Raw genomic sequence first — 25,165 nt, forward strand, 5'->3', positions numbered from 1 at the left:
AAATTATGAACGAACAAACCCGAAATTCATCGCGCAGCGGCGGTCGTGCCGCGCGCCGTGCGGCCCGTGCCACAGCGCTGCCCGAACATCTGCGCCCGATCCGCCCCGGCATGGAGGGCGGCATGCTGAAGGTGCTAACCCCGGCGCAGATCGAGCGTATCCACCAAGCCGCGCTGACCGCGCTGGAAACCATTGGTCTGGCGGACGCCCCACAGAGCGGGATCGACTATCTTGTCGGCGCTGGCTGTATCTTGGGTGACGACGGGCGTATCCGCTTCCCCCGCGCCTTGGTCGAAGACACAATCGCCAAGGCCAATCGCTCTGTCACCTTGCATTCAAGGGATGGCAACTCCGATCTGGAACTGTCGGGCAACCGCGTCCACTTTGGTACTGCCGGCGCGGCTGTCAGCATGGTTGATGTTCACGGGCAGGAATACCGGGATTCGACCCTTCAAGACCTGCACGACGCGTCCCGAATCTGTGAACAACTTGAAAACATTCACTTTGTTCAGCGCCCAATGGTGTGCCGCGACATCGCCGACAACCTCGAGATGGATTTGAACACGGTCTACGCCACCACGTCCGGAACGTTCAAACATATCGGCACGTCCTTCACCGAACCCAGCCATGTTGCCCCCGCGATTGAGATGCTGCACATGATCGCTGGTGGAGAGGATAAGTGGCGTGAGCGGCCCTTTATGTCGAACTCGAACTGCTTCGTAGTTCCGCCGATGAAATTCGCAACCGAAAGCTGCGAAGTCATGGAGGAATGCATCAAAGCGGGCATGCCCGTTTTGCTGCTGTCGGCCGGAATGGCCGGCGCCACCGCGCCTTCGACAATTGCCGGTGCTATCGCGCAGGCCACCGCGGAATGCCTGGCCGGGTTGGTTTATGTAAACGCCGTAAGTCCCGGCGCTCCCGCGATATTTGGCACTTGGCCTTTTGGCCTTGATCTGCGCACAGGTGCGATGTCCATCGGGTCTGGCGAACAAGCGCTCCTGACAGCGGGCTGCGCCCAAATGCACCACTTCTACGACTTGCCGGGCGGCGCGGCCGCCGGTGCATCGGATGCGAAACTGCCCGACATGCAAGCCGGGTGGGAGCAGATGTGTTCGAACGTCATGGCCGGGCTTTCGGGTTTGAACATGGTGTATGAGTCCGCAGGCATGCATGCCTCGCTGCTGGGATTCTGCCATGAAAGCCTGATCCTTAGCGATGATTTAATCGGGCAAGCGCAACGCTGTGTTCGCGGTATCGAAGTGACGGACGAAACGCTGGCACTGGATCAGATGGCCGAAGTCTGTATCGGCGGACCCGGTCACTATCTGGGAACCGATGCAACGCTGAGCCGCATGCAGGCGGACTATGTCTACCCGACTTTCGGCGACCGGTCCTCTCCGAAGGAATGGGTTGAAATTGGCAAGCCCGATTTGATCGAAAAGGCGGTGAAGCGGAAGGAAGAGATTCTCTCGACGCCGTCTCCGGCCAGATTCGATCCGCTTTTGGATGCCGAACTGCGCGGAAGGTTTAACATTTACTTGCCGGCGTAACCCGTTGAAATATGGCGGCCCGTGGGCGTACGGGCCGCCGATGCCTTCGCGGGATTAACCGTTGCTGGGCGGTAGCAACCCTGCTTCCTGCGCGATGGCAATTTCATCTGAGTCCAGCGACCCGTCGCCGTTAGCGTCCATCGCCGAGAAACCATCGGCATCAACCTCGGGCAGAACGGCCTGAACTTCTTCTATGGTCAGAACTCCGTCGCCGTTGGTGTCCGCCGAGGACTGCGCAGCAGCCATCGCCGGCAGGCCCAATACGAATGCGGAAATGATTGCCAGGTTTTGCGGTTTCATTGTGATGCCTCCTAAGTGGTATTTGTGTGTGTTTTCGTCCGGACAGGCACCACAGACAACAAATCAATGAACGTCGTCACCCCAACCCGGCAACACGTCCTGTTTCGCGCCATTCTCCGCGTGTTTGTCCGAGTCGCGTCTGCAATCAACCGCTGGGCGAAACGTACAATCCACGTTTCGGCGGTTCTTGCCCGATGCGCCTGTGCCGTTCCGGCAAGGCCCTGCCTAAATCACCGACTCGGAGGTGCAAAAAGAAAGGGGGCCGAAGCCCCCTGTCAGTTTCGCCATCCAGGCTCCATTCGTTGACCGCCCGGTGTTTTGTTTGCCTGCGGCCTGGACGTCGCATGGGACGAGCGCACCCGTCCCGTGAGAGAGTGGGAAAGAGCAAATATTCCGCCCCACCCTGTTCCCGGTCGACACGGGCATGTCGACCGAGTGGACCAAGGCGTATTTGGTAAGTCTCAACGCCTTGCTCCGTGTTCGTCGGGATCGGACATCCGAGGGGAAACCCTGATCCCTACACCCCGCCTGACGGGGCGTTTTCCTTAGCTACACCCGCTGGTTGCGCCGCAGGTGTTGCACTTCATGCAGGTGCCATTGCGCACCAGCGTGTAATTTCCACATTCGCCGCAAGGATCGCCCTCGTACCCCTGCATCTTGGCCTTGGTCCGTGCGTCCATCCCCGTGGCAACGGCAGTTTCCGCAACCGGAGCTTCAAATTGCGCGGCCGGTTCTGCCATGCCGTTCACTTCCGGTTGGCCGCCGTTGAACACCACCAGATCCTGCGGCAGACGTTTGCGCAGATATCCGGTCGAGCTGATTTGTTTCAACACCTCCAAAGACTTGGACGCGGCGCTGTCGCTGATTTCAGATACGTTGGACAGACCATCTTCCTCGCCGCGGCCCAGATCATCAAATGTGGCACCTTCGGGTTTCACATGGGCCAGATCGGTGCGGTCCAGATAGGACACGGCAAGTTCGCGGAAGATGTAATCCAGGATCGACGTCGCGTTCTTGATCGAGTCGTTGCCCTGCACCATTCCCGCCGGTTCGAACTTGGTGAAGGTAAAGGCGTCGACAAATTCTTCCAGCGGCACTCCGTATTGCAGGCCAACCGACACTGCGATGGCAAAGTTGTTCATCATCGCCCGGAAGCCAGCGCCTTCCTTATGCATGTCGATGAAGATTTCGCCCAGCTTGCCGTCTTCGAACTCACCCGTCCGCAGATAGACCTTGTGGCCACCGACGATCGCTTTCTGGGTGTAACCCTTGCGGCGATGCGGCAGTTTCTCACGATGGCTGCGGATGATTTCCTTGACGACGACCTTCTCAATAACCTTTTCGGCGAGAACGACGGATTTTTCATGGGCCGTGCCGCTTTCCAGAACCTCTGCCGCCTCGTCATCGTCCTCGACCAGTGCGGCTGCCAGCGGCTGCGACAGTTTCGAACCGTCACGGTATAGCGCATTGGCCTTCACACCGAGCGACCAGCTGAGTTCATAAGCCTTCTGGCAATCCTCGATGGTCGCGTCATTCGGCATGTTGATCGTTTTGCTTATCGCACCCGAGATGAAGCTTTGGGCTGCGGCCATCATGGTGATGTGGCTATCAACCCCTAGGAAACGCTTACCTTTCTTGCCGCACGGGTTGGCGCAGTCGAAGATCGAATAGTGCTCTTCCTTCAGGTGCGGCGCGCCTTCCAGCGTCATGGTTCCGCAGACATGGTCGTTGGCCGCGTCGATATCCGCCTTGGTAAAGCCCAGATGGCGCAGCAGATCGAAGGTCGGATCATTTAGCTTGGTCGCCGGGATGCCCAGAACGCCGGTGCAGAAATCCTCGCCCAGTGTCCACTGGTTGAACACGAACCGGATATCAAAGGCGCTTTCCAGTGCGGCATCCACCTTGGCCAGCTCATTTGGGCCAAACCCGTGACCCGTCAGCGAGGTGTGGTTAATCCCCGGCGCGTTGCCGATGGTGCCGTGACCAACCGCGTAACCCACGATCTCTTCAATCTGAGACGAGGAATAGCCCTGCTTTTCCAGCGCCGACGGCACCGAGCGGTTGATAATCTTGAAGTAACCGCCACCCGCGAGCTTTTTGAACTTCACCAGAGCAAAGTCGGGCTCGATCCCGGTCGTGTCACAATCCATCACCAGACCAATGGTGCCGGTGGGCGCAATCACCGTGGCTTGCGCGTTACGATAGCCGTTCTTTTCGCCAAGGCTCAGCGCCTCGTCCCAAGCCGACATCGCCAGATCGACCAGACGCTTGTCCGGGCAGTTGCCATGGTCCAGAGGCACCGGCTTCACGGCCAGTTTCTCATACCCATCGGTCACACCTTGCGAAGCGCGGCGGTGGTTACGGATGACGCGCAGCATATTGTCTGCGTTGCGCTCATAGCCCTTGAAGGGTCCAAGCCCTCCGGCAATCTCGGCCGAAGTGGCATAGGCCACGCCGGTCATGATCGCGGTCAGCGCGCCACAGATCGCCCGACCCTCATCCGAGTCGTAGCTGTAGCCCATGTTCATCAGCAGACCGCCGATGTTGGCATAGCCCAGACCCAATGTGCGAAAATCATAGGACAGTTGCGCGATTTCCTTGGATGGGAACTGCGCCATCGTGACCGAGATTTCCAGCGTCAGGGTCCACAGGCGCGAGGCGTGCATGTAGTCTTCCGCCTGGAACTCACCATCCTTGAGGAAGGTCAGCAGGTTCATCGACGCCAGATTACAAGCTGTGTCATCAAGGAACATGTATTCCGAGCACGGGTTCGAACCGCGAATCTCACCATCTTTGGGGCATGTGTGCCATTCATTGACGGTGTCGTGGAACTGAATGCCGGGATCGGCACAAGCCCATGCGGCGTGGCCGACTTTTTCCCAAAGGTCGCGTGCCTTGACTGTCTTGGCAACTTTGCCATCGGTGCGGTTGATCAGTTCCCAATCGGCATCTTTCTCAACTGCGGTCAGAAATGCATTGGTCACGCGGATCGAATTGTTCGAGTTCTGACCCGAGACCGAGCTATAGGCTTCCGAATCCCAGTCCGTATCGTAAGTCGGGAACTCAATGCTGTCGTGACCCTGCTTGGCATAGTCCAGAACGCGCTTGATGTAAGTTTCTGGGATCGCGACCTTTTTGGCTTCGCGAACCGCGTCCTTCAGGGCATCATTCTTCTTGGGATTATACGCGTCGTCTTGCGCGCCGTCCCATGTGCGGATGGCCTCGAAAATGCCGTTCAGCATCTTCTCGTGCATCTTCGATCCGGCTACGATCGAGGCCACCTTCTGCTCTTCGATCACCTTCCACTCGATGAATTTCTCGATGTCAGGGTGATCAGCATCGACGATTACCATCTTTGCTGCTCGACGGGTTGTTCCGCCTGATTTGATCGCGCCGGCGGCGCGGTCGCCGATCTTGAGAAAGCCCATGAGGCCCGAGGACTTGCCGCCACCCGACAGCGCCTCGCCTTCAGCGCGCAAGTGACTGAAGTTGGTCCCGGTACCCGAGCCGTATTTGAACAGGCGCGCCTCGCGCACCCACAGATCCATGATGCCGCCTTCGTTCACCAGATCATCATCGACAGACTGGATGAAGCACGCGTGCGGCTGCGGATGTTCATACGCGGATTTCGATTTGGTCAGCTTGCCGGTCTTGTAGTCGACGTAGTGGTGACCTTGCGCGGGACCGTCGATTCCATATGCCCAGTGCAGACCGGTGTTGAACCATTGTGGGCTGTTCGGCGCAGCGCGCTGGGTCGCCAGCATATAGCGCATCTCATCAAAGTAGGCGCGCGCATCCTCTTCCGTCGAGAAGTAACCACCCTTCCAGCCCCAATAGGCCCAGGCGCCCGCCAGCCGGTCAAAAACCTGCTTTGAAGACGTCTCACCATCGAACTCCGCCTTATCGGCCGGGACCGAGCGCCACAGAAATTCGGGGACGTCTTTCTCTTTTACTTTCTTCAGCTTAGTCGGCACGCCCGCCTTACGGAAATACTTCTGCGCGATGACGTCGCTGGCAACCTGGCTCCAACGCGTGGGCACTTCGATGTTGTCCAGGCGAAAAACGATGGTGCCATCGGGGTTTCGGATCTCAGACGTCGCTGAGACAAAGTCCAGTTCCGCATATGCGTCCTGCCCCGGTTTCGTAAATTTCCTGTCAATCTTCATGTCCGCACGCCCTAGGTTCAATCAACTTGTCTTTCAGCGTCAGTTCCTCAGACGCGGACCGATCGCCATGCCGAATAAAATTGAGCGCAATAGACCAGCCGCTGCATTCCGCAGCGCAAAACCGATCAAACGGTTGCACGTTACTATGATGTGCTTTCCGACCCTCGCCCTGTGCCCTATTCTGGTTTTCGTACCAGATTTTGTGGCAACCTTACCGGCCCATACAACTTGACGTATCGACCCATAGATCGTCAACGCCATTTTTAGGTCATTTTTAATATCTTTTGTATTGACCCATTTCTGACAACTTGCATCCGGACACCCTGTTCTGATTCCTCCACAGGTTCATCCACCAAGTACACCCGGCGTTTCCAAAAACCCACAGGTAAATTAACTGTGTTTCCCGGCACAGTTATCGGAATTTGATAATCTAACGCTAAGATGTCTAGGTTGGATGAGAATCACGAAGCGGTCATTTTGAACCGCGGCGTCAGGTAACCCGCCGGGCGCGTTCACTCAAAGGGGAGCGGACAGATGTCGTTGTCACGTTTACTTCCGATTCTGGCCCTGATCGTGGCCTGCACACCACAAGATGTGCGCCCTCCGGCACGCAGCGCCCAGTTCGATGATTTCCCCAAAAGGCTGTTCGACACGTTCGAGATAAGCTGCGACGGCCCGGGTGAACGCTTTGAAAGTACCGGGAATCGGGTTTTCGAATGCACCGAGCTTCTACCTCCGGATATGACCGCTTTTCTGATTCTCAACTATGACGGTTACCCTCAGGATCTGCCCAAAAGCGTGATGCGGCTGACAACGACCAAGAACAACTCGGGCTACCGTGTCGATGCCGAGCTGTATTTCAACGTCCCACGCAAAAGCGGCCCGTCGGTAAAAGTACCAGTGGAAAGCGATACACTGGATAAGGCGCTTAGCGCGCTTTACCAAGCGTTAGGTGGATCGCCAACATAAGTGAAAGAAGTGGTCGGGGCGGCAGGATTCGAACCTACGACCCCCTGTACCCAAAACAGGTGCGCTACCAGACTGCGCCACGCCCCGAACCGTGCGCCTTCCTAACCATGCCAATCTGATTTGAAAAGCCCTAACAGGACCAAATTGCAGGACCTTGCGAAAAAATTTCGTGCCGCATGACGGTTCCGGGCTTAATCGAGTAGCGCGCGGCCAGTCCCGCGTTGATTTCGAGAACCGCAAAGACGGAATCGCCACCTTCGATTGGTGTCAGATCACCGGGAATCGCACCTTGATGGACACGCGTCACTGTTCCAGCTCGATCGAGGAAAATGATGTCCAGGGGAAGCAGCGTGTTCTTCATCCAGAACACCACGGGCTGCGGCGGGTCAAAAACGAACAGCATGCCCGAACGGTTTGGCAGCGACTCGCGGAACATCAATCCACGCGACCGATCCTGCGGGCTAATCGCCAATTCGATATTGAATCGGATCTGGGCCGAGTCGTTCTTGATGTCGATCTTATCAGGCTTGCACGCAGCCCAGGTCATCCCGGACCAAAGCAACAAAACCGCTAAAAGACCCGGAAAAAACTTAGGCATGAATCACTCAGTCGTCCAGGGCAGCTTCCCAGGCCAGTACCTGAGCCGCCATACGTCCACGCTTGCCACTGATGACACGCATCGCGAGGGCCTCGCCCGGCTGCAGATCCGACAGACCTGAGCGGCGCAGAACTTCGATATGCAGGAACACATCTTCACCACGGCCAAAAACATTGGCGAACCCAAAGCCTTTGCCTTTGTCGAACCATTTGACTCGCGCAGCCTCTAGCGGGGCAGCGGCGATCTCAACCTGATCAAGCTCGGCAAAATCAGCCAGCATCATCGTGTCCGTCCGCGCCGGTGGATCAACACTGATGACCTCAACCGCCTGAACACCACGGTCCGTGCGATGGGTCATGATTTCTATGCCCGCACCATCTGCGACCGAACTTTGGCCGAAGTTGCGCAACACATTGACGTGCAACAAAATATCCGGACCGCCCTCATCAGACACAACAAATCCGAAGCCCTTTGCAGGGTCGAACCATTTCACGTGTCCACGGACGCGGTACATGTTGTTCAGATCTTCTGGCACGGCGTTCCCATCGCGAAAATTGTCATTTCGTTAAGGGTCCGATGTGTATGGGAATGGCTCGCAAATTCAAGCTGAAAAAACCCTTTGTTTTCGGCTTCTTGCATTTCACGATACGCGAACGTCATGGATTTAACCTCTGTATCTGCCAGTCGGAACCCACTTGATCCCGCTGCCATCGGAACCTGTCGTGCAACCGAAAGGCCCCATCGGCCCAGAATTCGATTTCGGTTGGCACCAGCCGATAGCCGCCCCAGAACGGCGGGCGTGGCGGGTTCGGGCCCAACTTGGCCGTCACCTTGGCCACCTCGGCCATCAGAACCGAGCGACTGCTGAGAGGCTGAGACTGCTTGGACGCCCAGGCCCCCAATCGACTTTTTAGCGAGCGGGACGCATAATACTCATCCGCCTGCGGCCCGCTTTCTCTGGTTACTGTACCACGAACTCGGATTTGCCGCCGCAGAGATTTCCAATGCATCACAAAAGCAGCTTTTCCAGCGCCGTCCAACTCGGCCGCCTTGGCACTTTCGTAGTTGGTGTAGAACACAAAAGCTGCCGGTTCGATCTCTTTCAGAAGAACCATTCGCACATTCGGCATACCGTCCGAATCGACGGTCGCCAAAGCAATAGCGTCCGGATCGTTCGGTTCATTCTCTTTGGCCTCAGCCAGCCACCGCCCCGCTATTTCAAACGGATCGGTGCCGGCAAATATGCCGCTACGTTCGCTCATTCCCATCCCCTGGAAACTAATAAAGCCCACACTAGGGCGAGAACCCGCCACGGGCAAGAGCGCGCGGCCTTGATGCAGCGCACCCAATGGCATAAACCATCCCAACATAACGCGAAGACAGGCGGAGAACCAAACATGTCAAATCAGTTGATGGCCGGCAAACGCGGCCTCATCATGGGACTGGCCAATGATAAATCAATCGCATGGGGAATAGCCCGTGCCTTGTCCGAATCCGGAGCAGAGCTGGCTTTTTCATATCAAGGCGACGCACTTAAGAAACGCGTTGATCCACTGGCGGCACAGCTTGGCAGCGAAATTGTTCTGCCCTGCGACGTCAGTGACGAAGAATCGATTGATGCGCTGTTCACATCTCTGGAAGAGAAATGGGGCAGGCTGGACTTTGTTGTTCACGCCATCGGTTTTTCAGACAAGAACGAACTTCGGGGCCGCTACGTCGACACATCGCGTGCGAACTTCAAACTGACTATGGACGTATCGGTCTATTCCTTCACCGCTGTGATGCAACGGGCCGAGAAGATGATGTCCGAAGGCGGCAGCGCAGTCACCCTGACCTATTATGGCGCGGAACAGGTGATGCCCCATTATAACGTGATGGGTGTTGCCAAAGCTGCGCTGGAAGCATCGGTCAAGTATTTGGCCGAGGATCTGGGCAAGGACGGTATCCGCGTGAATTCGATCTCGGCCGGTCCTATCAAGACGCTGGCCGCCAGCGGCATCGGCGACTTCCGCTATATTATGAAATGGAACGAGTATAACTCGCCCCTGCGTCGCAACGTGACCATCGACGATGTCGGCAAATCAGCTCTGTATCTGCTGTCTGACCTCAGCAGCGGTGTAACAGGAGAAAACCTACACGTGGATTCGGGTTATCACATTGTCGGCATGAAAGCCGTCGACGCACCTGACGTCGAAAAGGGTTAATGACATGAGCGCCAAGGATCGCCTGCCCCACGAAAAAGGGTTTCACATCAGCTGGGATCAGATTCACCGTGATTCCCGCGCCTTGGCCTGGCGTTTGGACGGGCAAGGTCCGGATGACGGCGCATGGCGCGCAGTTGTGGCCATCACCCGTGGCGGTATGGCGCCTGCGATGATCGTCAGCCGCGAGCTGGACATTCGCACCGTCGACACAGTCAGCGTGCGCTCGTACCACCATCAGGACCAAGGCGAAGCCGAGGTGTTGAAAGCCCCCGATGCCCAGCTGATGCGCGACGGCAAAGGTATTCTGATCATCGACGATCTGGTCGACAGCGGCAAAACGCTGGAGCTGGTGCGCGCAATGTACCCCAAGGCGCATTTCGCGACAGTTTACGCCAAGCCCAAGGGTCGTCCGATGGTGGACACGTTCATCACCGAGGTCAGCCAGGACACCTGGATCTTTTTCCCTTGGGATATGGCCCTGCAATATGTCGAGCCCTACCGCGGGACCGACTAAAAGAACCCTCTCAACCCACAAAGAGTGAGGCAAAGCCTTACAAAGGACAGGCCCGTCATGACCCAGTCCCGTACCACCGCGACATTTGCCCCTCCGGTCATGGAGGCGCGGCGCTGGTTGGAGGGGGTGGCGTTTCCTGATGACCGTCCCCTGATCAACGTCAGCCAGGCGGCCCCGGTCGATCCACCGCCCTTGGCGTTGCGCAAAGCGATTGCCAGCCTTGCCGTGACCGAAGACAGCGCCCATCTTTACGGGCCGGTTCTGGGCAATCCAGCCCTGCGAACTGAACTCGCCCATCAGATCGGGTCGCATTATGACGCGCAGGTGTCCAGCGATCAGGTGGCAATCACCTCGGGCTGCAATCAGGCATTTGCCGCTACGATCACAGCAATCACCGATCAGGATGACGAGGTCATCGTTCCGACGCCCTGGTACTTTAATCACAAGATGTGGCTGGACATAGCAGGCGTCCGAACTGTGGACCTGCCAACCGATGACGCTCTGCTGCCCGATCCGGACGCAGCCCGTGCTCTGATCACCGACAAAACACGCGCCATCGTTCTTGTGACCCCGAACAATCCCGGCGGAGTGGAATACCCTGCCCCTTTGGTGCGCGCATTCTTTGATCTTGCGCAGGAGGTCGGCATCCGGCTGATCGTGGACGAAACATATCGGGACTTCGACAGCCGCAGCGGCCCACCGCATGACCTGTTCGCCCAGCCTGACTGGGATCAAACCCTGATCCACCTCTATTCCTTTTCCAAAGCATACAGGCTGACCGGCCACCGTGTCGGCGCGATTGCGACCGGCACTGACCTGCTATCCGAGATTGAAAAGTTTTTGGACACAGTCGCCATCTGCCCAAGCCAGATCGGCCAGCACGCAGCCCTTTGGGGAATGCAGAACCTGTCGCAATGGCTGGCAGGTGAACGCGATGAGATCCTCGACCGCCGCGCCGCAATTGCCGAGCTGTTGCCAAGCCTGACGGACAAGGGTTGGCGGCTGCTGGGTCTGGGCGCTTATTTCGCCTATTTCGAACACCCGTTCGATATCCCATCGGACGAGCTAGCCCAACGACTGGTCCCCGAGGCCGGCATCCTGCTGCTGCCCGGCACAATGTTCATGCCCGAAAATGATGCGGCAAGAAAACGTCAGGTTCGTATCGCATTTGCCAATCTGGACCGCGCCGGATTGGGGCAATTGTTCGAACGGCTGGCTGCTCTGTCCTTCTGAGCTTGCTCCCCGACGGTGCGCGTCGTATTCAGGGCCGCAACCGACAGGGCAGTTACCTGCCGACAAAAGCACGAAGAGGGCACAATGGCCGCAGGCGTAAAAAAGTTATCAAAGACCTTTGTCTGGATTCTCATGGGCCTTTTGATGCTCGGACTTGCAGGGTTTGGCGCAACCAGCCTCTCTGGCACCGTGCGTTCGGTGGCCCAGGTCGGGAATGAGGATATCTCAGTTGATGACTATGTCCGCGAGCTGCAGCGCGAGATCCGCGCGGTTGAACAACAGACAGGCCAGCCTTTGCAAATGTCGCAGGCCATTGAGTTTGGTCTGGATCGTCTTGCCTTGTCGCGCCTGACGGCTTTAGCCGCGCTGGACAATGAGGTCGGTTTGCTGGGCATCTCGATCGGTGATGAGAACCTGCAGGAAGAAATTGTTGCGATCCCGGCTTTTCACGGCGTCAACGGCACATTTGACCGCGACGCGTATCAGTTCCAACTGGAACAGATCGGCATGTCCGATACCGAGTTCGAATCGGATCTGCGCAGGGAAACATCCCGCACAATCGTGCAGAGTGCCGTGGTTGGCGGTGTGAAGATGCCCGAAACCCTCACGCAGGTGTTGACTGACTACGTTGGTGCCCGCCGCAGCTTTACCGTCGCAACTTTGGCACCTGACGCCCTGCCCGCACCTGTTGCCGCCCCGACCGACGAGCAGGTCCAAACGTTTTATGATGAGAACACCGAGCTGTTCACCCTGCCGCGCACCAAAAAGCTGACGTATGCGATCCTGTCACCCGAAATGCTGCTCGACGACGTGGAAGTCGACGAGGATTCGGTAAAGCGTTTGTACGAACAGCGCGCAGCTGAATTCCAGCAGCCCGAACGCCGCCTGGTCGAACGTCTGACCTTCTCGGATCAGGACGCAGCCCAAAACGCCATGGCCCAGCTAGAGGTTGGCGGTAAGACCTTCGAGCAACTCGTTCGGAATCGCCAACTTGAGCTCAGCGATATCGACCTTGGCGACGTCACCCGCGAGGATCTGGGCGAAGCCGCCGATGGTGTCTTTGCTGCCGAATTGGACGCTGTTGTCGGCCCGCTGCCTTCCACCTTCGGACCGGCGCTGTTCCGCGTCAATGGCTCGCTTGCCGAAAACAACACGTCGTTTGAAGATGCCGCCCCTGCCCTGCGCGAGGAATTGGCAGCCGATCGTGCCCGCCGCCAGATTGAGGCGCAGGCCGAGGATATCAATGACCTGCTGGCCGGTGGCGCGACTTTGGAAGAACTGACCTCCGAGACCGAAATGGAGTTGGGCCAAATCGACTGGAGCGCGCAAACCGGTGAAGGCGTGGCCGCCTATGACGGGTTCCGCAGCGCGGCCGAAGCCGTACAGGACGGCGACTTCCCCGAGGTTGCGTTCCTCGAGGATGGCTCGATCTTTGCTCTGCGTCTGAACGAGGTTCTCGAACCCCGGCCCGAACCGCTAGAGACCGCACGCGATCGTGTCGTTGCCGCCTGGACACAGGCCGAAACCAACACGGCATTGGAAGAACAGGCAAATGCGGTTCTGGAACAGGTGCAGGCCGATGGTGACTTTACGGCCACCGGATTGCCGTTCCGCGTTGAAAACGCCCTGACCCGCACGGCCTTTTTGGAAGATGTGCCCGCAGATTTCATGACGCAGGTCTTTGAAATGGAACAAGGCGATCTGCGCGTCATTCCCGGTGCCGGAACCGCGTTTATCGTGCGTCTGGACGAGCTGCTGCCGCCTGCCGAAACAGATGAGTTGCGTCAGGTCCAAGCGGCCCTTACCGCGCAGCTGGATCAGGCTTTGGCCCAGAACATCTTTGATGCGTTTGTCCGCGATGCACAGGTCCGTGCCCGTCCCGTCGTAGATCAGCAGGCCCTGAATGCTGTTCAGGCGAGCTATTAAAAGAGACTGAATATGGCGCTGACCCCCGACTTCGACAGCTTCGCCCGCGCTTATGAGGCAGGCGAGAATCAGGTTGTCTACACACGCTTAGCCGCTGATCTGGACACGCCGGTTTCCTTGATGCTCAAGCTGACAGGCGCGCAGAAAGACGCGTTCATGTTGGAATCGGTCACCGGTGGTGAGGTTCGTGGCCGCTATTCGATCATCGGGATGAAGCCGGACCTGATCTGGCGCTGCCAAGGCGAGACGTCCGCGCTGAACCGCTCGGCGCGGTTCGACCCCGATGCGTTCTCGCCCCAAACCGGCAACCCGATGGATAACCTGCGGGCGCTGCTTGCGGAAAGTAAGATCGACCTGCCGGACGACCTACCCCAAGCCGCAGCCGGGCTGTTTGGCTATCTCGGCTATGACATGGTGCGGCTGGTGGAATACCTCCCTGATGTGAACCCTGATCCGCTCGGCCTGCCTGATGCCATCATGCTCAGACCCTCGGTCATTGCTGTGCTGGACGGCGTCAAGGGCGAGGTCACGGTTGTGTCGCCCGCATGGGTCAGCGAAGGGCAATCGGCCAAGGCTGCTTATGCACAGGCCGCAGAACGTGTTATGGACGCAGTACGCGATCTGGAACGCGCCATGCCCGCCGAAACTCGCGATCTTGGCGATGCGTCCGAGGTCGCGGCACCGGTGTCGAATTTCACCAAATCCGGGTATTTGGAAGCGGTCGAAAAGGCCAAGGAATACATCCGCGCGGGCGACATCTTTCAAGTTGTTCCGGCACAGCGCTGGACCCAGAACTTTCCGCAACCTCCTTTCGCGCTCTATCGTTCGCTTCGGCGCACGAACCCGTCGCCCTTCATGTTCTATTTCAACTTCGGCGGCTTTCAGGTCGTGGGCGCAAGCCCCGAGATTCTGGTCCGCGTTTTCGGAGATGAGGTCACGATCCGCCCCATCGCCGGCACTCGCCCGCGCGGCACGACCCCCGAAGAGGATAAGGCCAACGAGGTTGATCTGCTGGCCGACAAGAAAGAGTTGGCAGAACATCTGATGCTGCTGGATCTGGGCCGCAACGACACCGGTCGTGTCGCAAAGATCGGCACTGTGCGCCCTACCGAAGAGTTCATCATCGAACGCTACAGCCACGTGATGCACATCGTCTCCAACGTTGTTGGTGAGTTGGCCGAAGACAAAGACGCACTGGATGCCTTCTTTGCCGGAATGCCTGCAGGCACCGTTTCAGGCGCGCCAAAGGTTCGTGCAATGGAGATCATCGACGAGCTTGAGCCCGAAAAGCGCGGCGTTTACGGCGGTGGTGTGGGGTATTTCAGTGCTGGCGGCGACATGGATATGTGTATCGCCCTGCGTACGGCCATCGTGAAAGACCAAAAGCTTTATATTCAGGCAGGCGGAGGCGTGGTCTATGACAGCGACCCCGAGGCCGAATTCATGGAAACCGTCCACAAATCGAACGCCATTCGGCGTGCGGCTGCAGACGCGGCCCGATTCACCGGCTCTGGCAACTCTTAAAGAATAGCGGCTGACCTCATGGTCAGCCGTTTTTCATCTTCAGCCTTACTGAGTTTCTTGCGTCATGACCGCTGAAATCGGGGCCATGGCCACGCGGCCACCGCGATCTTCCAGCCCCCATAGCAACAGGGCCGAGATCGTGTCCGGGCGCAGCCGTCCCAACATGACGACAGTTCCCTGCTGACCAGCCCGGAATGCCGCCTGATCCAAGAAACGTCGCATGATCGTGGGGTCCTGGCGGGCACCGTCGATGTCGCGAAAGATGACCCCGGAAGGGATGCCATTGCGAGCGGCCAGTTTCTGGACGGTGTTCAGGCCATTATCCTGAGTGATAAGCCCGCGCCCAGTATCACCGGCAATTGCGGCCACCTGATCGGCCAATTTGCGATTGCCCTGAATGCCGGTTCCCACGCCCTCCAGAATACCAACGGTTTCCGGCAGAGTGTCCAGCCAGACAGCCATCGAAACCTCAGCATCTTGTGCGCTGGCCGCCTTGGGCAAGTCGGCAAGGGCCAGAACCTCGAAACCCGCTGCGCGATGGCGGGCCATTTTTTCGGCCGCATCGGGATCAGACGGGCTGACGGCAAAGCTCAGTGGGTATGGGAAATCCTTCAACGCCTCGGCTCCAAAGGCCCCTTCATCATCAATCAAAATGATCGACATAAGCGGTTTGGCCTCGGGATTTTCGAACTTGGCGGCATAGGCATCAATTGGCTTACCGGGCAGAAGTACCGCGGGTTGCTCGTCCGCTGAAACCGGCGCGTCATCGCGTTCAGTCAACGGGACGACTCGTTTGCCAACGGTCAGACCGTCGGCATCCGTTTCTTCACCGCCGATCTGTGGGACCGCTGCGATCCGTGGCAGCTTTTTAAGCTGCGGGTCTTCTTCCCCTTCTACAGCGATCGGGTTGTCCTCAAGCGGATCGACCTCGGGCTCCAGGGGTTCGATTGCCGTGGGTTCAGGCTGCGGCTCGGGTTCCGGTTGAACCGCTGCTACCTCGGGCTCGGGCAGAGGTTCTGGTTCAATTTCCGTTTCGGTGACTTCGGGCAACGGCTCTGCGATTTCAGGCTGGGTCTCTGCCACCTCGGGCTGCACCTGTTCCACTTCCGGCTCGGGCAGTATTTCCAGGACTTCGGGCGCGGGCTGCGGCTCAACCTCAGCAATGGTCTCTTCTTGCTTGGGTGCAACCGGCGGCTCGGGCGCGGTTTCCGAAATGATCGGCTCACCTTCGGTGCTGGGTAATGGCTGCAATTGCGCAGGCGACTGCGGCACGACCGGAGCCTCGTTTGATGTGGTTACCTCAACCGTTTCAGGTATTTCGACCCCTTCGACCTGCGTGACGGCCTCACTGATCGTCGGCTCAGAGTCTGGCACAGTCTCCACGTCCGCCAGCCCGGCAAGATTGTCCGTTTGATCCCCGGACGCATCGGATGTCACCGGCGGCGCGGTTACCAGATCGGCATCTGCCACCGTCTCAGCCGCTTCGGTGCTGACCTCGGGGGTCGCAGCCGGTGCCGGCTCGGGGGCCTCGGCGTTTACTACCGGTTTCCGGGTCAAAGGGGTATTCAGGGATAGTACCACACCAAGCAGACCAACAACGACCGCCCCTGCGATCATCCCGCCTAAAAATCCGCCCATCTTAACTGCCTCTCGCCTTCATCCTGCTTCGATCGCCTCAACGCCGTTTACCGCGCCTTTGGCCTGCGATTGCGCCCTGAACAGGATGTCCTCTTGACGCTGCCCCGCAAGCCTGAGCATGTATGTCCCGACATTATACCGTGGCCAGGGGCTGTATCGCCAGTCCGAAATGCCCAAGCCGAGACAAGTGCCCAAATGCTGCTGCTGATCGACAACTACGACTCGTTTACCTACAATCTGGTACACTATTTAGGCGAACTTGGCGCCGAAATGGTCATTCGGCGGAATGACGCCCTGGATGTACAAGAAGCCATGGCGATGAACCCTGCAGGAATTCTCCTCAGCCCTGGCCCGTGCGATCCTGATCAGGCCGGTATTTGCCTTGCGCTGACAGAAGCAGCAGCCGAAACAAAGACACCGCTTCTGGGGGTCTGTCTTGGTCATCAGACGATTGGGCAGGTGTTTGGCGGCAATGTTGTCCGCTGCCACGAGATTGTCCACGGCAAGATGGGTATGATGCACCACACCGGTAAAGGCGTGTTCGCTGGCCTGCCCACCCCGTTTGAGGCGACCCGCTATCATTCGCTTATCGTGGATCGGGACACGTTGCCAGATAGCCTTGAGATCACAGCAGAACTGGAAGACGGCACCATCATGGGCCTGCAACACAAAGAATTGCCCATTCACGGCGTACAGTTCCACCCGGAATCAATCGCCTCTGAGCATGGCCACGCTCTGCTCAAGAATTTCCTGTCCGAGATGAAAGTTCCTGCATGAGCGACGCTCTGAAGCCACTGATCGGAGCCGCTGCCGATCGTCCCTTAACGCGTGCCGAGGCTGAACAAGCTTTTAGCATCCTGTTTGATGGCGAAGCCACGCCCAGCCAGATTGGCGGCCTGCTGATGGCGATGCGCACTCGTGGTGAAACGGTAGACGAATATGCAGCCGCTGCCGCCGTGATGCGCGCAAAGTGCAATGCGGTGAAAGCACCGGCGGGTGCGATGGATATCGTTGGCACTGGCGGCGACGGCAAAGGCACTCTGAACATTTCCACCGCCACGGCGTTTGTTGTGGCTGGGGCTGGTGTCACTGTCGCCAAACACGGCAATCGAAACCTCAGTTCCAAGTCCGGTGCCGCGGACGCCTTGGGACAGCTGGGCATCAACGTTATGGTTGGCCCGCAAACCGTTGAAAAGGCTCTGCAAGAAGTCGGCATCGGCTTTATGATGGCACCTATGCACCATCCTGCGATTGCGCATGTCATGCCCAGCCGGCAAGAGCTTGGAACGCGTACGATTTTCAACATTCTTGGCCCGTTGACCAACCCCGCTGGTGTTCGGCGTCAACTGACCGGTGCGTTCAGTCGCGACTTGATCCGCCCAATGGCGGAAACGTTGGGACTGCTGGGCGCTGAACACGCCTGGTTAGTGCACGGATCAGATGGCACGGATGAGTTGACGATCACCGGCGTAAGCTGGGTCGCCGCGCTGGAAGATGGCGTTGTGAAAGAGGTCGAGCTGCATCCTGAAGACGCAGGGCTGCCGGTCCACCCGTTCGAGGATATCATCGGCGGAACGCCCGAGGAAAACGCCGTGGCCTTCCGCGCCTTGTTGGATGGCGCGCCATCGGCCTACCGCGACGCGGTGTTGTTGAATTCCGCCGCGGCCCTTGTGGTTGCTGGCTCTGCTGATGACTTGAAAGACGGCGCTGCCAAGGCGCGGGAAAGCATCGACAGCGGAAAAGCTAAAGACAAAATCGCGGCCCTGGCCCAAATTACGCAGGAGGCCGCATGACCGAGACGGTTCTGGACAAAATCAAAGCCTACAAACTTGAAGAAGTTGCGGCAGACAAAGCGCAAAAATCGCTGGAAACACTTGAAAACGAAGCTCGTAACGCGCCAGAGGTCCGCGGTTTTGCCGATGCGCTTCGAACAGCGGCGCGTCGGGGTTACGGCCTGATTGCCGAGGTCAAGAAAGCCAGCCCGTCCAAGGGTCTGATCCGCCCGGATTTCGATCCACCCGCTCTGGCCAAAGCCTATGAAGAAGGCGGCGCTGCGTGTTTATCGGTGCTGACCGACACGCCGAGTTTTCAGGGTGCAAAAGAGTACCTGACCGAAGCCCGGGCTGCCACCGAGCTTCCGGCGCTGCGCAAGGATTTTATGTACGACCCCTATCAGGTGGTCGAGGCACGGGCTTTGGGTGCGGATTGCATCCTGATTATCATGGCATCGGTAGATGACGCCCAAGCCGCTGAGCTGGAGCAGACGGCATTTGACTGGGGTATGGATGTCCTGATCGAAGTTCACGATCAGGAAGAACTGGAACGTGCCGCGCAATTGAAGAGTTCGTTGATCGGGATAAACAACCGCAATCTCAAGACCTTCGAGACATCTCTTGATACCACTCGACACCTGTCCAAGCTGGTGCCAGCGGGCCGGACGATCATCTGCGAAAGTGGTCTGAGCACACCGGAAGATCTGGCCGATATCGCACGCTACGGCGCGCGCAGCTTCCTGATCGGTGAAAGCCTGATGCGTCAGGACGACGTGGCAGCAGCCACCCGCCACCTTTTGGCAAGCCCTCTAATCCCCGGAGTCATGTGATGCCGCTGACCCATTTTGATGCTCAGGGGCAGGCCCATATGGTCGATGTCTCGGACAAGGAAGTCACTGACCGCGTCGCCGTGGCGGCTGGATACATCAAAATGGCGCAGGACACCTTTGATCTGATTTCCGAAGGCCGCGCCAAGAAAGGTGATGTTCTCGGCGTGGCACGCCTTGCAGGCATTATGGGCGCGAAGAAAACACCTGATCTGATCCCTTTATGTCACCCGCTCCCGGTCACCAAGGTAGCTGTCGAATTGACGCTGGATCCCGACTTACCCGGTGTGCAGGTCGAAGCCACTGTCAAAACATCGGGCCAGACCGGTGTCGAGATGGAGGCGCTGACCGCCGTGTCCACGGCTGCGCTAACGGTCTATGACATGACCAAGGCTGTTGATAAGGCGATGGAAATCGGCGGCATCCGTGTATTGCTGAAAGATGGCGGTAAATCAGGGCGTTACGAAGCAAAATGATCACCGTCGAAGAGGCCCGCGCGCTGTTGTTTGAACTGGTCTCGCCCCTGCCAGCCGAGACCGTTGCTTTGTCCGACGCCGCAGGTCGTGTTCTGGCTCAGGATATCGAGGCCACCCGCGACCAGCCACCGTTTGAGGCATCCTCGATGGACGGCTACGCGCTGAAAGCGACCGAGGTCGAGCTGCACGCCATGTTCAAGGTCATCGGCGAGTCGGCCGCTGGCAACCGCTACACTGGTCGCGTCGGGCCTGGACAGGCAGTGCGTATCTTCACCGGCGCCCCGGTCCCCGAAGGTGCTGATTTCGTTGTCATACAAGAAGATACCGAACGTCGCGGCGACCTGATCACAATCTCGGACCTGCCCGGGCTAAAAACGAATATCAGACCTTCGGGCGTCGATTTCAAAACAGGCACAAAGATCCCGGCCCCCCGTCGTTTGCGTGCAGAGGACATCGCGCTCATGGCGGCGATGAATGTTGCGACCGTACCAGTGACTCGAAAGCCTGTTGTCGCTCTGATCTCCACCGGTGATGAACTGGTGATGCCGGGCGAAACCCCCGGCCCCGATCAGATTATCGCATCCAATACGTTTGGCTTGAAAGCACTGCTGGAGGACGCTGGCGCGCACGTCCGCATCCTTCCGGTCGCGCGCGATACGGTCTCATCGCTTGAAACTGCCTTCGGACTGGCCGAAGGAGCGGATCTGGTTGTGACCATCGGCGGCGCATCGGTTGGAGACTACGATCTGGTGTCAGATGTCTCAACCGGGTTGGGAATGGAGCAATCTTTCTACAAGATCCGAATGCGCCCCGGCAAACCCCTGATGGCGGGTCGATTGGGACAAACGGCAATGGTCGGTTTGCCCGGAAATCCTGTTAGTGCAATGGTTTGTGGCTATCTCTTCCTGTTGCCAATGGTGCGTCGGATGTTGGGTGTCGAACAGGTTCTGCCCCCATTGCCAACCGCAAGGCTTGCTGAACCGCTCGGCGAAAACGGTCCGCGTGAGCATTACATGCGGGCTATGCTGGATGAAACCGGCATTCGCGCATATTCCGATCAGGACAGTTCACTGCTCAGCGTTTTGGCGCAGGCAAACGCTCTGTTGGTGCGCCCCCCGCATGACCCCGCCCGACCTGCCGGGGATGAGGTTCAATATCTGCCGATCTAAATCCCGCTCAAATCCGTTGACACAAAACGTGAACATGCGTAGAACAAAAGAAAACGCATGACCGATGAGGTGTGAGCAATGTTGACCAAGAAGCAGTTGGATTTGTTGGAATTCATTCACAAACGCGTTCAGGCGGACGGTGTTCCGCCCAGTTTCGATGAAATGAAGGCCGCGTTGGACCTCAGGTCCAAATCCGGCATCCACAGATTGATCACTGCACTAGAGGAACGCGGGTTCATTCGGCGTCTGGCGCACCGTGCGCGGGCCATTGAAATCGTCAAACTGCCGGAAAGCCTGGGTGGAGAACCCACAGTGGCCTTCAAGCCGCGTGTGATCGAAGGCGACAAGCCGTCCGGCCCCCGCCCCGCGAACTTTGAGCCGGTGACCGTGGATGCGATGGAATTGCCCGTTATGGGCCGCATCGCCGCCGGTGTTCCCATCGAAGCGATCAGCCACGTTTCGCACCGCGTCGCGGTACCCGGAACAATGGTGTCGGGAAAAGGAGAGCACTACGCGCTGGAAGTGCGTGGCGACTCGATGATCGACGCCGGGATCAACGATGGCGACGTGGTGGTGATCCGGGAAACCTCGGTTGCCGATAACGGCGATATCGTTGTTGCCCTTGTCGAAGATCAGGAAGCCACCTTGAAGCGGTTCTTCCGCCGGGGTCAGGCGATTGCGCTTGAGGCTGCGAACCCCGCCTATGAAACCCGCGTTCTGCCGGAAGATAAGGTCAAGGTGCAGGGTCGTCTGGTTGGACTGATCCGCAGCTACTAAAACTGCTTGGTATCCCGGTTCCCGGATGCGTTCGGGGACCAGAGCCTGTCGCCCATCGCTTCTCTAGACGTTGTGATCTTGCCGCCCGACAGGGACAGACTTCCCGTTGCAAGCAGCCGTTTCGGATCGAAGACTTCACAGCCGCCGGACAGTTGCAGCGCCACGGCAGAAATCACGATCTGATCGGCATTGCAGGCACTGAACCCGCGCGCCGCGCGTTTGCCTGTTATGTGCAACACCTCTTTGCCCTGCCAGTCATACCGTTGAATGGTGCCGGAATCATGCGGCCATCGACTGGCCGCATGCAGCTGATCTGCGCCGTCCCCATCGTTTTCCAGCCAGACGGTTGCGACGAACCCGCTTCCCTTTTTCTTACTCAAGGCGCGTCCTTGTTCGGTCATCACGCCAACAAGACCGCCACTATCCGCAACCAGTATTTCAGGGCGATTTCCCTGCCCCCATAACATCAGCGCCAAGGCCATTGGTGCCACCCCAACCCATCGGGCCAGTCCTTGCCACAGCGCAAGCCACAGGCCGCCAAGCGCAATTAGCGGCAGGACAGGGGTCGGCGGGCTGACAACATATCCTTGCGCGCCGTCAAATCCCGATACCCATTGAGAAACCGCAAGAATCCACTCTAAACCCAGCCCCATCACTGCCAGTGGCACCATCTCAAGGCCGAATGGCGACAGCAGTGCTGCCACCACGGCCGAGGGGACGACAACCATGCCCATGACGGGCACCGAAAGCATGTTGGCCAGAAGACCATAGTGAGACAATGTGTTGAAATGCGCCGCACCAATTGGCGCGGTTGCAAATCCCGCGATAGCTGAGGACATCAGCAGGCTCGCGACAGGTTTCAGCCACTTTGGCCCCGGCATCGGTCCCAATTCACGCGCCGCTCCAAACACCGTCACAAGCGCTGTCGTTGCGGCAAAAGACATTTGAAACCCCGGGCTAAGCAAGGATTCGGGGCGCAGAATGAGTACAATAAGTGCGGCGACCGCAACGGCCCGTAGGGAAATCGCGCGTTTGTCGATCAGTATGGCCATCAACATGACACTCGCCATGACAAAGGCGCGTTCCGTGGCGACGTTTCCCCCAGACAGTAACAAGTAGATCGTGGCTGCGAACATCGCACAGACAGCCGCCAGTTTGCGCACAGGCAATCTGAGAGCCAGCGCAGGAATGGTTGAAAACAAAAGCCTGCACATCAAGTAGACGAACCCGGTCAGCAGGCCCATGTGGAGGCCCGAAATCGCCAACAGATGCGCCAGGTTGGATGCGCGCAGTGACTCTAGCGTTTCTTGCCCCATACCGCTGCGATCACCCGTTGTGACGGCGGCCGCAAACCCGCCAATCTCACCCGGCAGGATCGTGCGGACATGGTTGGAAATCGCCATTCGCCATGCCGTAACGCGGATGCCTTCGGGCTGCGGGGGCGCAGCGATCAGCACCGGAACTCGGGTGTATCCCACGGCCCCCAGCCGTTGAAACCACGCGTGTCGCCGAAAGTCGAATCCTCCCGGTTCCACCGGACCTTGAGGGGGCGACAAATGGGCAGTGGTCATGATCCTTTGGCCGGGCGTCAGCGACCGTGCGCCTCCGTGCAAGGAAAGCCGGACGCGCTGCGGCCGCCGGTCACCGGGCAAATCCCCTATACGCACCCGATCCAGCGTAATCCGCAGCGCATCCGACGCAGAGCGATCCATGGCTACAACCCGCCCCTCGACCGGGCCGTAATAACGCCAGGACAGGACCGGCTCTGCCACCGTGTGGGCGCGCCCGCCCGCCAGGATAAACCCGGCAGCGATCAGCGCCCCCCCTGTTGTCAACGCAGCCCAGCCAGACGAAAGCCAGCGCACCAAGCCTAAGCAAATCGCGATCACGGCAACGAAGCCTGCATAGACCATCCACCCCGGTTCAAACCGCAGGCTGAAATACAGACCAATACCGACTGCCAAACACACCGGAGACCACTCAAACAAATACCCTGTCTGGTTCAGTAATGCGGTCTCGACCCGTGCCAGAACACGCATGGTTGCCCCCGTCCTTCCGGCTCGTTAGACAGACGCCAATCTATGCCCGACACGGTTACCAAAAGGTTAATCCACACAATGTCCGATCAGGTCGTCACTCGTTTCGCTCCGTCCCCAACCGGCTTTCTGCATATCGGCGGGGCACGCACCGCACTGTTCAACTGGCTTTATGCGCGTGGACGTGGTGGCAAGTTCCTGTTGCGGATCGAAGACACCGACCGTGAACGATCGACCCCAGAAGCAACGGCTGCGATCCTGCACGGGATGGAGTGGCTGGGTCTTGATCACGACGGCGATGTAATTAGTCAATTCGAGGGTGCCGAACGTCACGCCGAGGTGGCGCATCAGTTGCTGGCTGAGGGCAAGGCGTACAAGTGCTTTTCAACGCAGGAAGAGATCTCGGCCTTCCGCGAACAAGCGCGGGCCGAGGGGAAATCGACCCTGTTCCGCAGTCCTTGGCGCGATGCAGACGCGTCCTCCCATCCGGACGCTTCGTTTGCGATCCGCATCAAGGCGCCTCAGGACGGCACGACGGTAATCCGCGATCAGGTTCAGGGTGACGTGACCATTCGCAACGATCAGTTGGACGACATGATCCTGCTGCGGTCGGACGGCACGCCGGTCTACATGCTTGCAGTTGTGGTCGACGATCACGACATGGGCGTGACCCATGTGATCCGTGGCGACGACCACCTAAACAACGCGGCGCGGCAGATGATGATCTATCAGGCGATGGGTTGGGACGTCCCGGTCTGGGCGCATATCCCTCTGATCCACGGGCAGGATGGTAAAAAGCTGTCCAAGCGCCACGGTGCTTTGGGTGCGCAGGAATATCAGGGCATGGGTTACCCAGCGGCTGGCATGCGCAACTATTTGGCGCGCCTGGGTTGGAGCCACGGCGATGATGAATTCTTTACGGACGCGCAGGCCAAAGAGTGGTTCGATCTTGACGGAATCGGCAAAAGCCCTGCCCGTTTCGACCTGAAAAAACTGGAAAATCTGTGCGGGCAGCATATCGCCATCGCGGATGATGCTGCATTGCGGCAAGAGATCGAAGCCTATCTGGCAGCGGCAAATTTACCTAACCTCACGGAAACACAATCCGGTGATCTGGAACGTGCGATGTATTGCCTCAAGGATCGCGCGCGGATGTTCCCGGAACTTCTTGAAAAAGCTCACTTTGTGTTGACATCTCGGCCAATTTACCCCGATGAAAAGGCTGCAAAAGCACTGGCCTCAGTATCCGATGGTATACTGAGTGAATTGACGCCGCACGTGCAAAATGCTAGCTGGACGCGAAACGAACTGGAGCAAACCCTAAATTCGTTTGCAGAAGCGAAAGAGGTTAAGTTCGGCAAACTGGCGGGCCCATTGCGGGCCGTGTTGGCAGGTCGGGCAGTGACGCCTTCAGTTTTTGACATGATGCTTGTGCTGGGGAAGGAAGAAACCCTGGCCCGGCTTTCTGACGCAGCGACGTAAACCC

The 25,165-nt window shown here is 58.3% G+C and carries 21 protein-coding genes and 1 tRNA gene; 14 read left to right on the top strand and 8 right to left on the bottom strand.

Annotated features, from left to right (window positions below):
• Positions 1–5: 5 nt before the first annotated feature.
• Entirely contained in the window at positions 6–1,550 is a 1,545-nt protein-coding gene (locus RUA4292_RS13565; protein ID WP_058278025.1) for a trimethylamine methyltransferase family protein, read from the top strand.
• Positions 1,551–1,604: 54 nt separating this feature from the next.
• On the opposite strand, the gene RUA4292_RS13570 is transcribed toward RUA4292_RS13565, so the two are convergent.
• A complete protein-coding gene (locus tag RUA4292_RS13570) occupies positions 1,605–1,850 on the bottom strand; it encodes an EF-hand domain-containing protein (protein ID WP_058278026.1) in 246 nt (81 codons plus the stop codon).
• Positions 1,851–2,395: 545 nt separating this feature from the next.
• On the bottom strand, positions 2,396–6,016 hold the full coding sequence (locus RUA4292_RS13575) for a vitamin B12-dependent ribonucleotide reductase (RefSeq protein WP_058278027.1): 3,621 nt from the start codon (positions 6,014–6,016) through the stop codon (positions 2,396–2,398).
• Positions 6,017–6,550: 534 nt separating this feature from the next.
• Here RUA4292_RS13575 and RUA4292_RS13580 point away from each other — a divergent pair.
• Positions 6,551–6,985: a hypothetical protein gene (locus RUA4292_RS13580; RefSeq protein WP_058278028.1), complete on the top strand. Its 435-nt coding sequence runs from the start codon at positions 6,551–6,553 to the stop codon at positions 6,983–6,985.
• A 10-nt stretch (positions 6,986–6,995) separates the two neighbouring features.
• Here RUA4292_RS13580 and RUA4292_RS13585 read toward each other — a convergent pair.
• From RUA4292_RS13585 to pdxH, 4 genes are all read right to left on the bottom strand, one after another.
• Positions 6,996–7,072, bottom strand: a tRNA-Pro gene (locus RUA4292_RS13585).
• Positions 7,073–7,115: 43 nt separating this feature from the next.
• Positions 7,116–7,583 (bottom strand): DUF192 domain-containing protein, encoded by a 468-nt coding sequence (locus RUA4292_RS13590; RefSeq protein ID WP_058278029.1) that lies wholly within the window; start codon positions 7,581–7,583, stop codon positions 7,116–7,118.
• A 7-nt stretch (positions 7,584–7,590) separates the two neighbouring features.
• Positions 7,591–8,097, bottom strand: coding sequence for a cold-shock protein (locus RUA4292_RS13595; protein ID WP_370737420.1), 507 nt, complete (start codon positions 8,095–8,097; stop codon positions 7,591–7,593).
• A gap of 142 nt (positions 8,098–8,239) precedes the next feature.
• A complete protein-coding gene (gene pdxH / locus RUA4292_RS13600; protein ID WP_058278031.1) occupies positions 8,240–8,845 on the bottom strand; it encodes a pyridoxamine 5'-phosphate oxidase in 606 nt (201 codons plus the stop codon).
• A 135-nt stretch (positions 8,846–8,980) separates the two neighbouring features.
• Here pdxH and fabI point away from each other — a divergent pair, with 135 nt between their 5' ends.
• The 5 genes from fabI to trpE all read left to right on the top strand — a co-directional run bounded on the left by fabI (position 8,981) and on the right by trpE (position 14,984).
• Positions 8,981–9,787, top strand: coding sequence for an enoyl-ACP reductase FabI (fabI, locus tag RUA4292_RS13605; RefSeq protein WP_058278207.1), 807 nt, complete (start codon positions 8,981–8,983; stop codon positions 9,785–9,787).
• 4 nt (positions 9,788–9,791) lie between these two features.
• Positions 9,792–10,301, top strand: coding sequence for a xanthine phosphoribosyltransferase (gene gpt / locus RUA4292_RS13610; RefSeq protein ID WP_058278032.1), 510 nt, complete (start codon positions 9,792–9,794; stop codon positions 10,299–10,301).
• A gap of 57 nt (positions 10,302–10,358) precedes the next feature.
• Complete coding sequence (locus RUA4292_RS13615; protein WP_058278033.1) at positions 10,359–11,534, top strand: aminotransferase; 1,176 nt, start codon at positions 10,359–10,361, stop codon at positions 11,532–11,534.
• Positions 11,535–11,618: 84 nt separating this feature from the next.
• A complete protein-coding gene (locus tag RUA4292_RS13620) occupies positions 11,619–13,460 on the top strand; it encodes a peptidylprolyl isomerase (RefSeq protein ID WP_058278034.1) in 1,842 nt (613 codons plus the stop codon).
• 12 nt (positions 13,461–13,472) lie between these two features.
• Positions 13,473–14,984, top strand: a complete 1,512-nt coding sequence (trpE, locus tag RUA4292_RS13625; protein WP_058278035.1) for an anthranilate synthase component I — start codon at positions 13,473–13,475, stop codon at positions 14,982–14,984.
• Between the two features lie 45 nt (positions 14,985–15,029).
• On the opposite strand, the gene RUA4292_RS13630 is transcribed toward trpE, so the two are convergent.
• Complete coding sequence (locus RUA4292_RS13630; RefSeq protein WP_058278036.1) at positions 15,030–16,622, bottom strand: divergent polysaccharide deacetylase family protein; 1,593 nt, start codon at positions 16,620–16,622, stop codon at positions 15,030–15,032.
• A gap of 195 nt (positions 16,623–16,817) precedes the next feature.
• Between RUA4292_RS13630 and RUA4292_RS13635 the strand changes: the two genes are divergently transcribed.
• The 6 genes from RUA4292_RS13635 (at position 16,818) to lexA (ending at position 21,643) form a co-directional block, all read left to right on the top strand.
• Positions 16,818–17,399, top strand: a complete 582-nt coding sequence (locus tag RUA4292_RS13635; protein WP_058271745.1) for an anthranilate synthase component II — start codon at positions 16,818–16,820, stop codon at positions 17,397–17,399.
• Positions 17,396–18,415: an anthranilate phosphoribosyltransferase gene (trpD, locus tag RUA4292_RS13640; protein ID WP_058278037.1), complete on the top strand. Its 1,020-nt coding sequence runs from the start codon at positions 17,396–17,398 to the stop codon at positions 18,413–18,415. The genes RUA4292_RS13635 and trpD overlap by 4 nt, the downstream gene beginning before the upstream one ends.
• The gene (gene trpC, locus RUA4292_RS13645; RefSeq protein WP_058278038.1) at positions 18,412–19,224 is read left to right on the top strand and encodes an indole-3-glycerol phosphate synthase TrpC; all 813 of its coding nucleotides are present in this window, start codon (positions 18,412–18,414) and stop codon (positions 19,222–19,224) included. Before trpD ends, trpC begins: the two co-directional genes overlap by 4 nt.
• Positions 19,224–19,697: a cyclic pyranopterin monophosphate synthase MoaC gene (moaC, locus tag RUA4292_RS13650; protein ID WP_058278039.1), complete on the top strand. Its 474-nt coding sequence runs from the start codon at positions 19,224–19,226 to the stop codon at positions 19,695–19,697. The genes trpC and moaC overlap by 1 nt, the downstream gene beginning before the upstream one ends.
• Complete coding sequence (locus RUA4292_RS13655) at positions 19,694–20,866, top strand: molybdopterin molybdotransferase MoeA (RefSeq protein ID WP_058278040.1); 1,173 nt, start codon at positions 19,694–19,696, stop codon at positions 20,864–20,866. The genes moaC and RUA4292_RS13655 overlap by 4 nt, the downstream gene beginning before the upstream one ends.
• A 78-nt stretch (positions 20,867–20,944) precedes the next feature.
• A complete protein-coding gene (lexA, locus tag RUA4292_RS13660) occupies positions 20,945–21,643 on the top strand; it encodes a transcriptional repressor LexA (RefSeq protein ID WP_058271750.1) in 699 nt (232 codons plus the stop codon).
• Here the strand turns inward: lexA and RUA4292_RS13665 are convergent.
• A complete protein-coding gene (locus RUA4292_RS13665; protein WP_058278041.1) occupies positions 21,640–23,682 on the bottom strand; it encodes a ComEC/Rec2 family competence protein in 2,043 nt (680 codons plus the stop codon). The two genes, lexA and RUA4292_RS13665, sit on opposite strands and share 4 nt — an antisense overlap.
• 78 nt (positions 23,683–23,760) lie before the next feature.
• Here RUA4292_RS13665 and gltX point away from each other — a divergent pair, with 78 nt between their 5' ends.
• A complete protein-coding gene (gene gltX / locus RUA4292_RS13670; protein ID WP_058278042.1) occupies positions 23,761–25,161 on the top strand; it encodes a glutamate--tRNA ligase in 1,401 nt (466 codons plus the stop codon).
• Positions 25,162–25,165 lie beyond the last annotated feature (4 nt).

This window comes from Ruegeria atlantica, from assembly GCF_001458195.1.
Classification (GTDB): domain Bacteria; phylum Pseudomonadota; class Alphaproteobacteria; order Rhodobacterales; family Rhodobacteraceae; genus Ruegeria; species Ruegeria atlantica.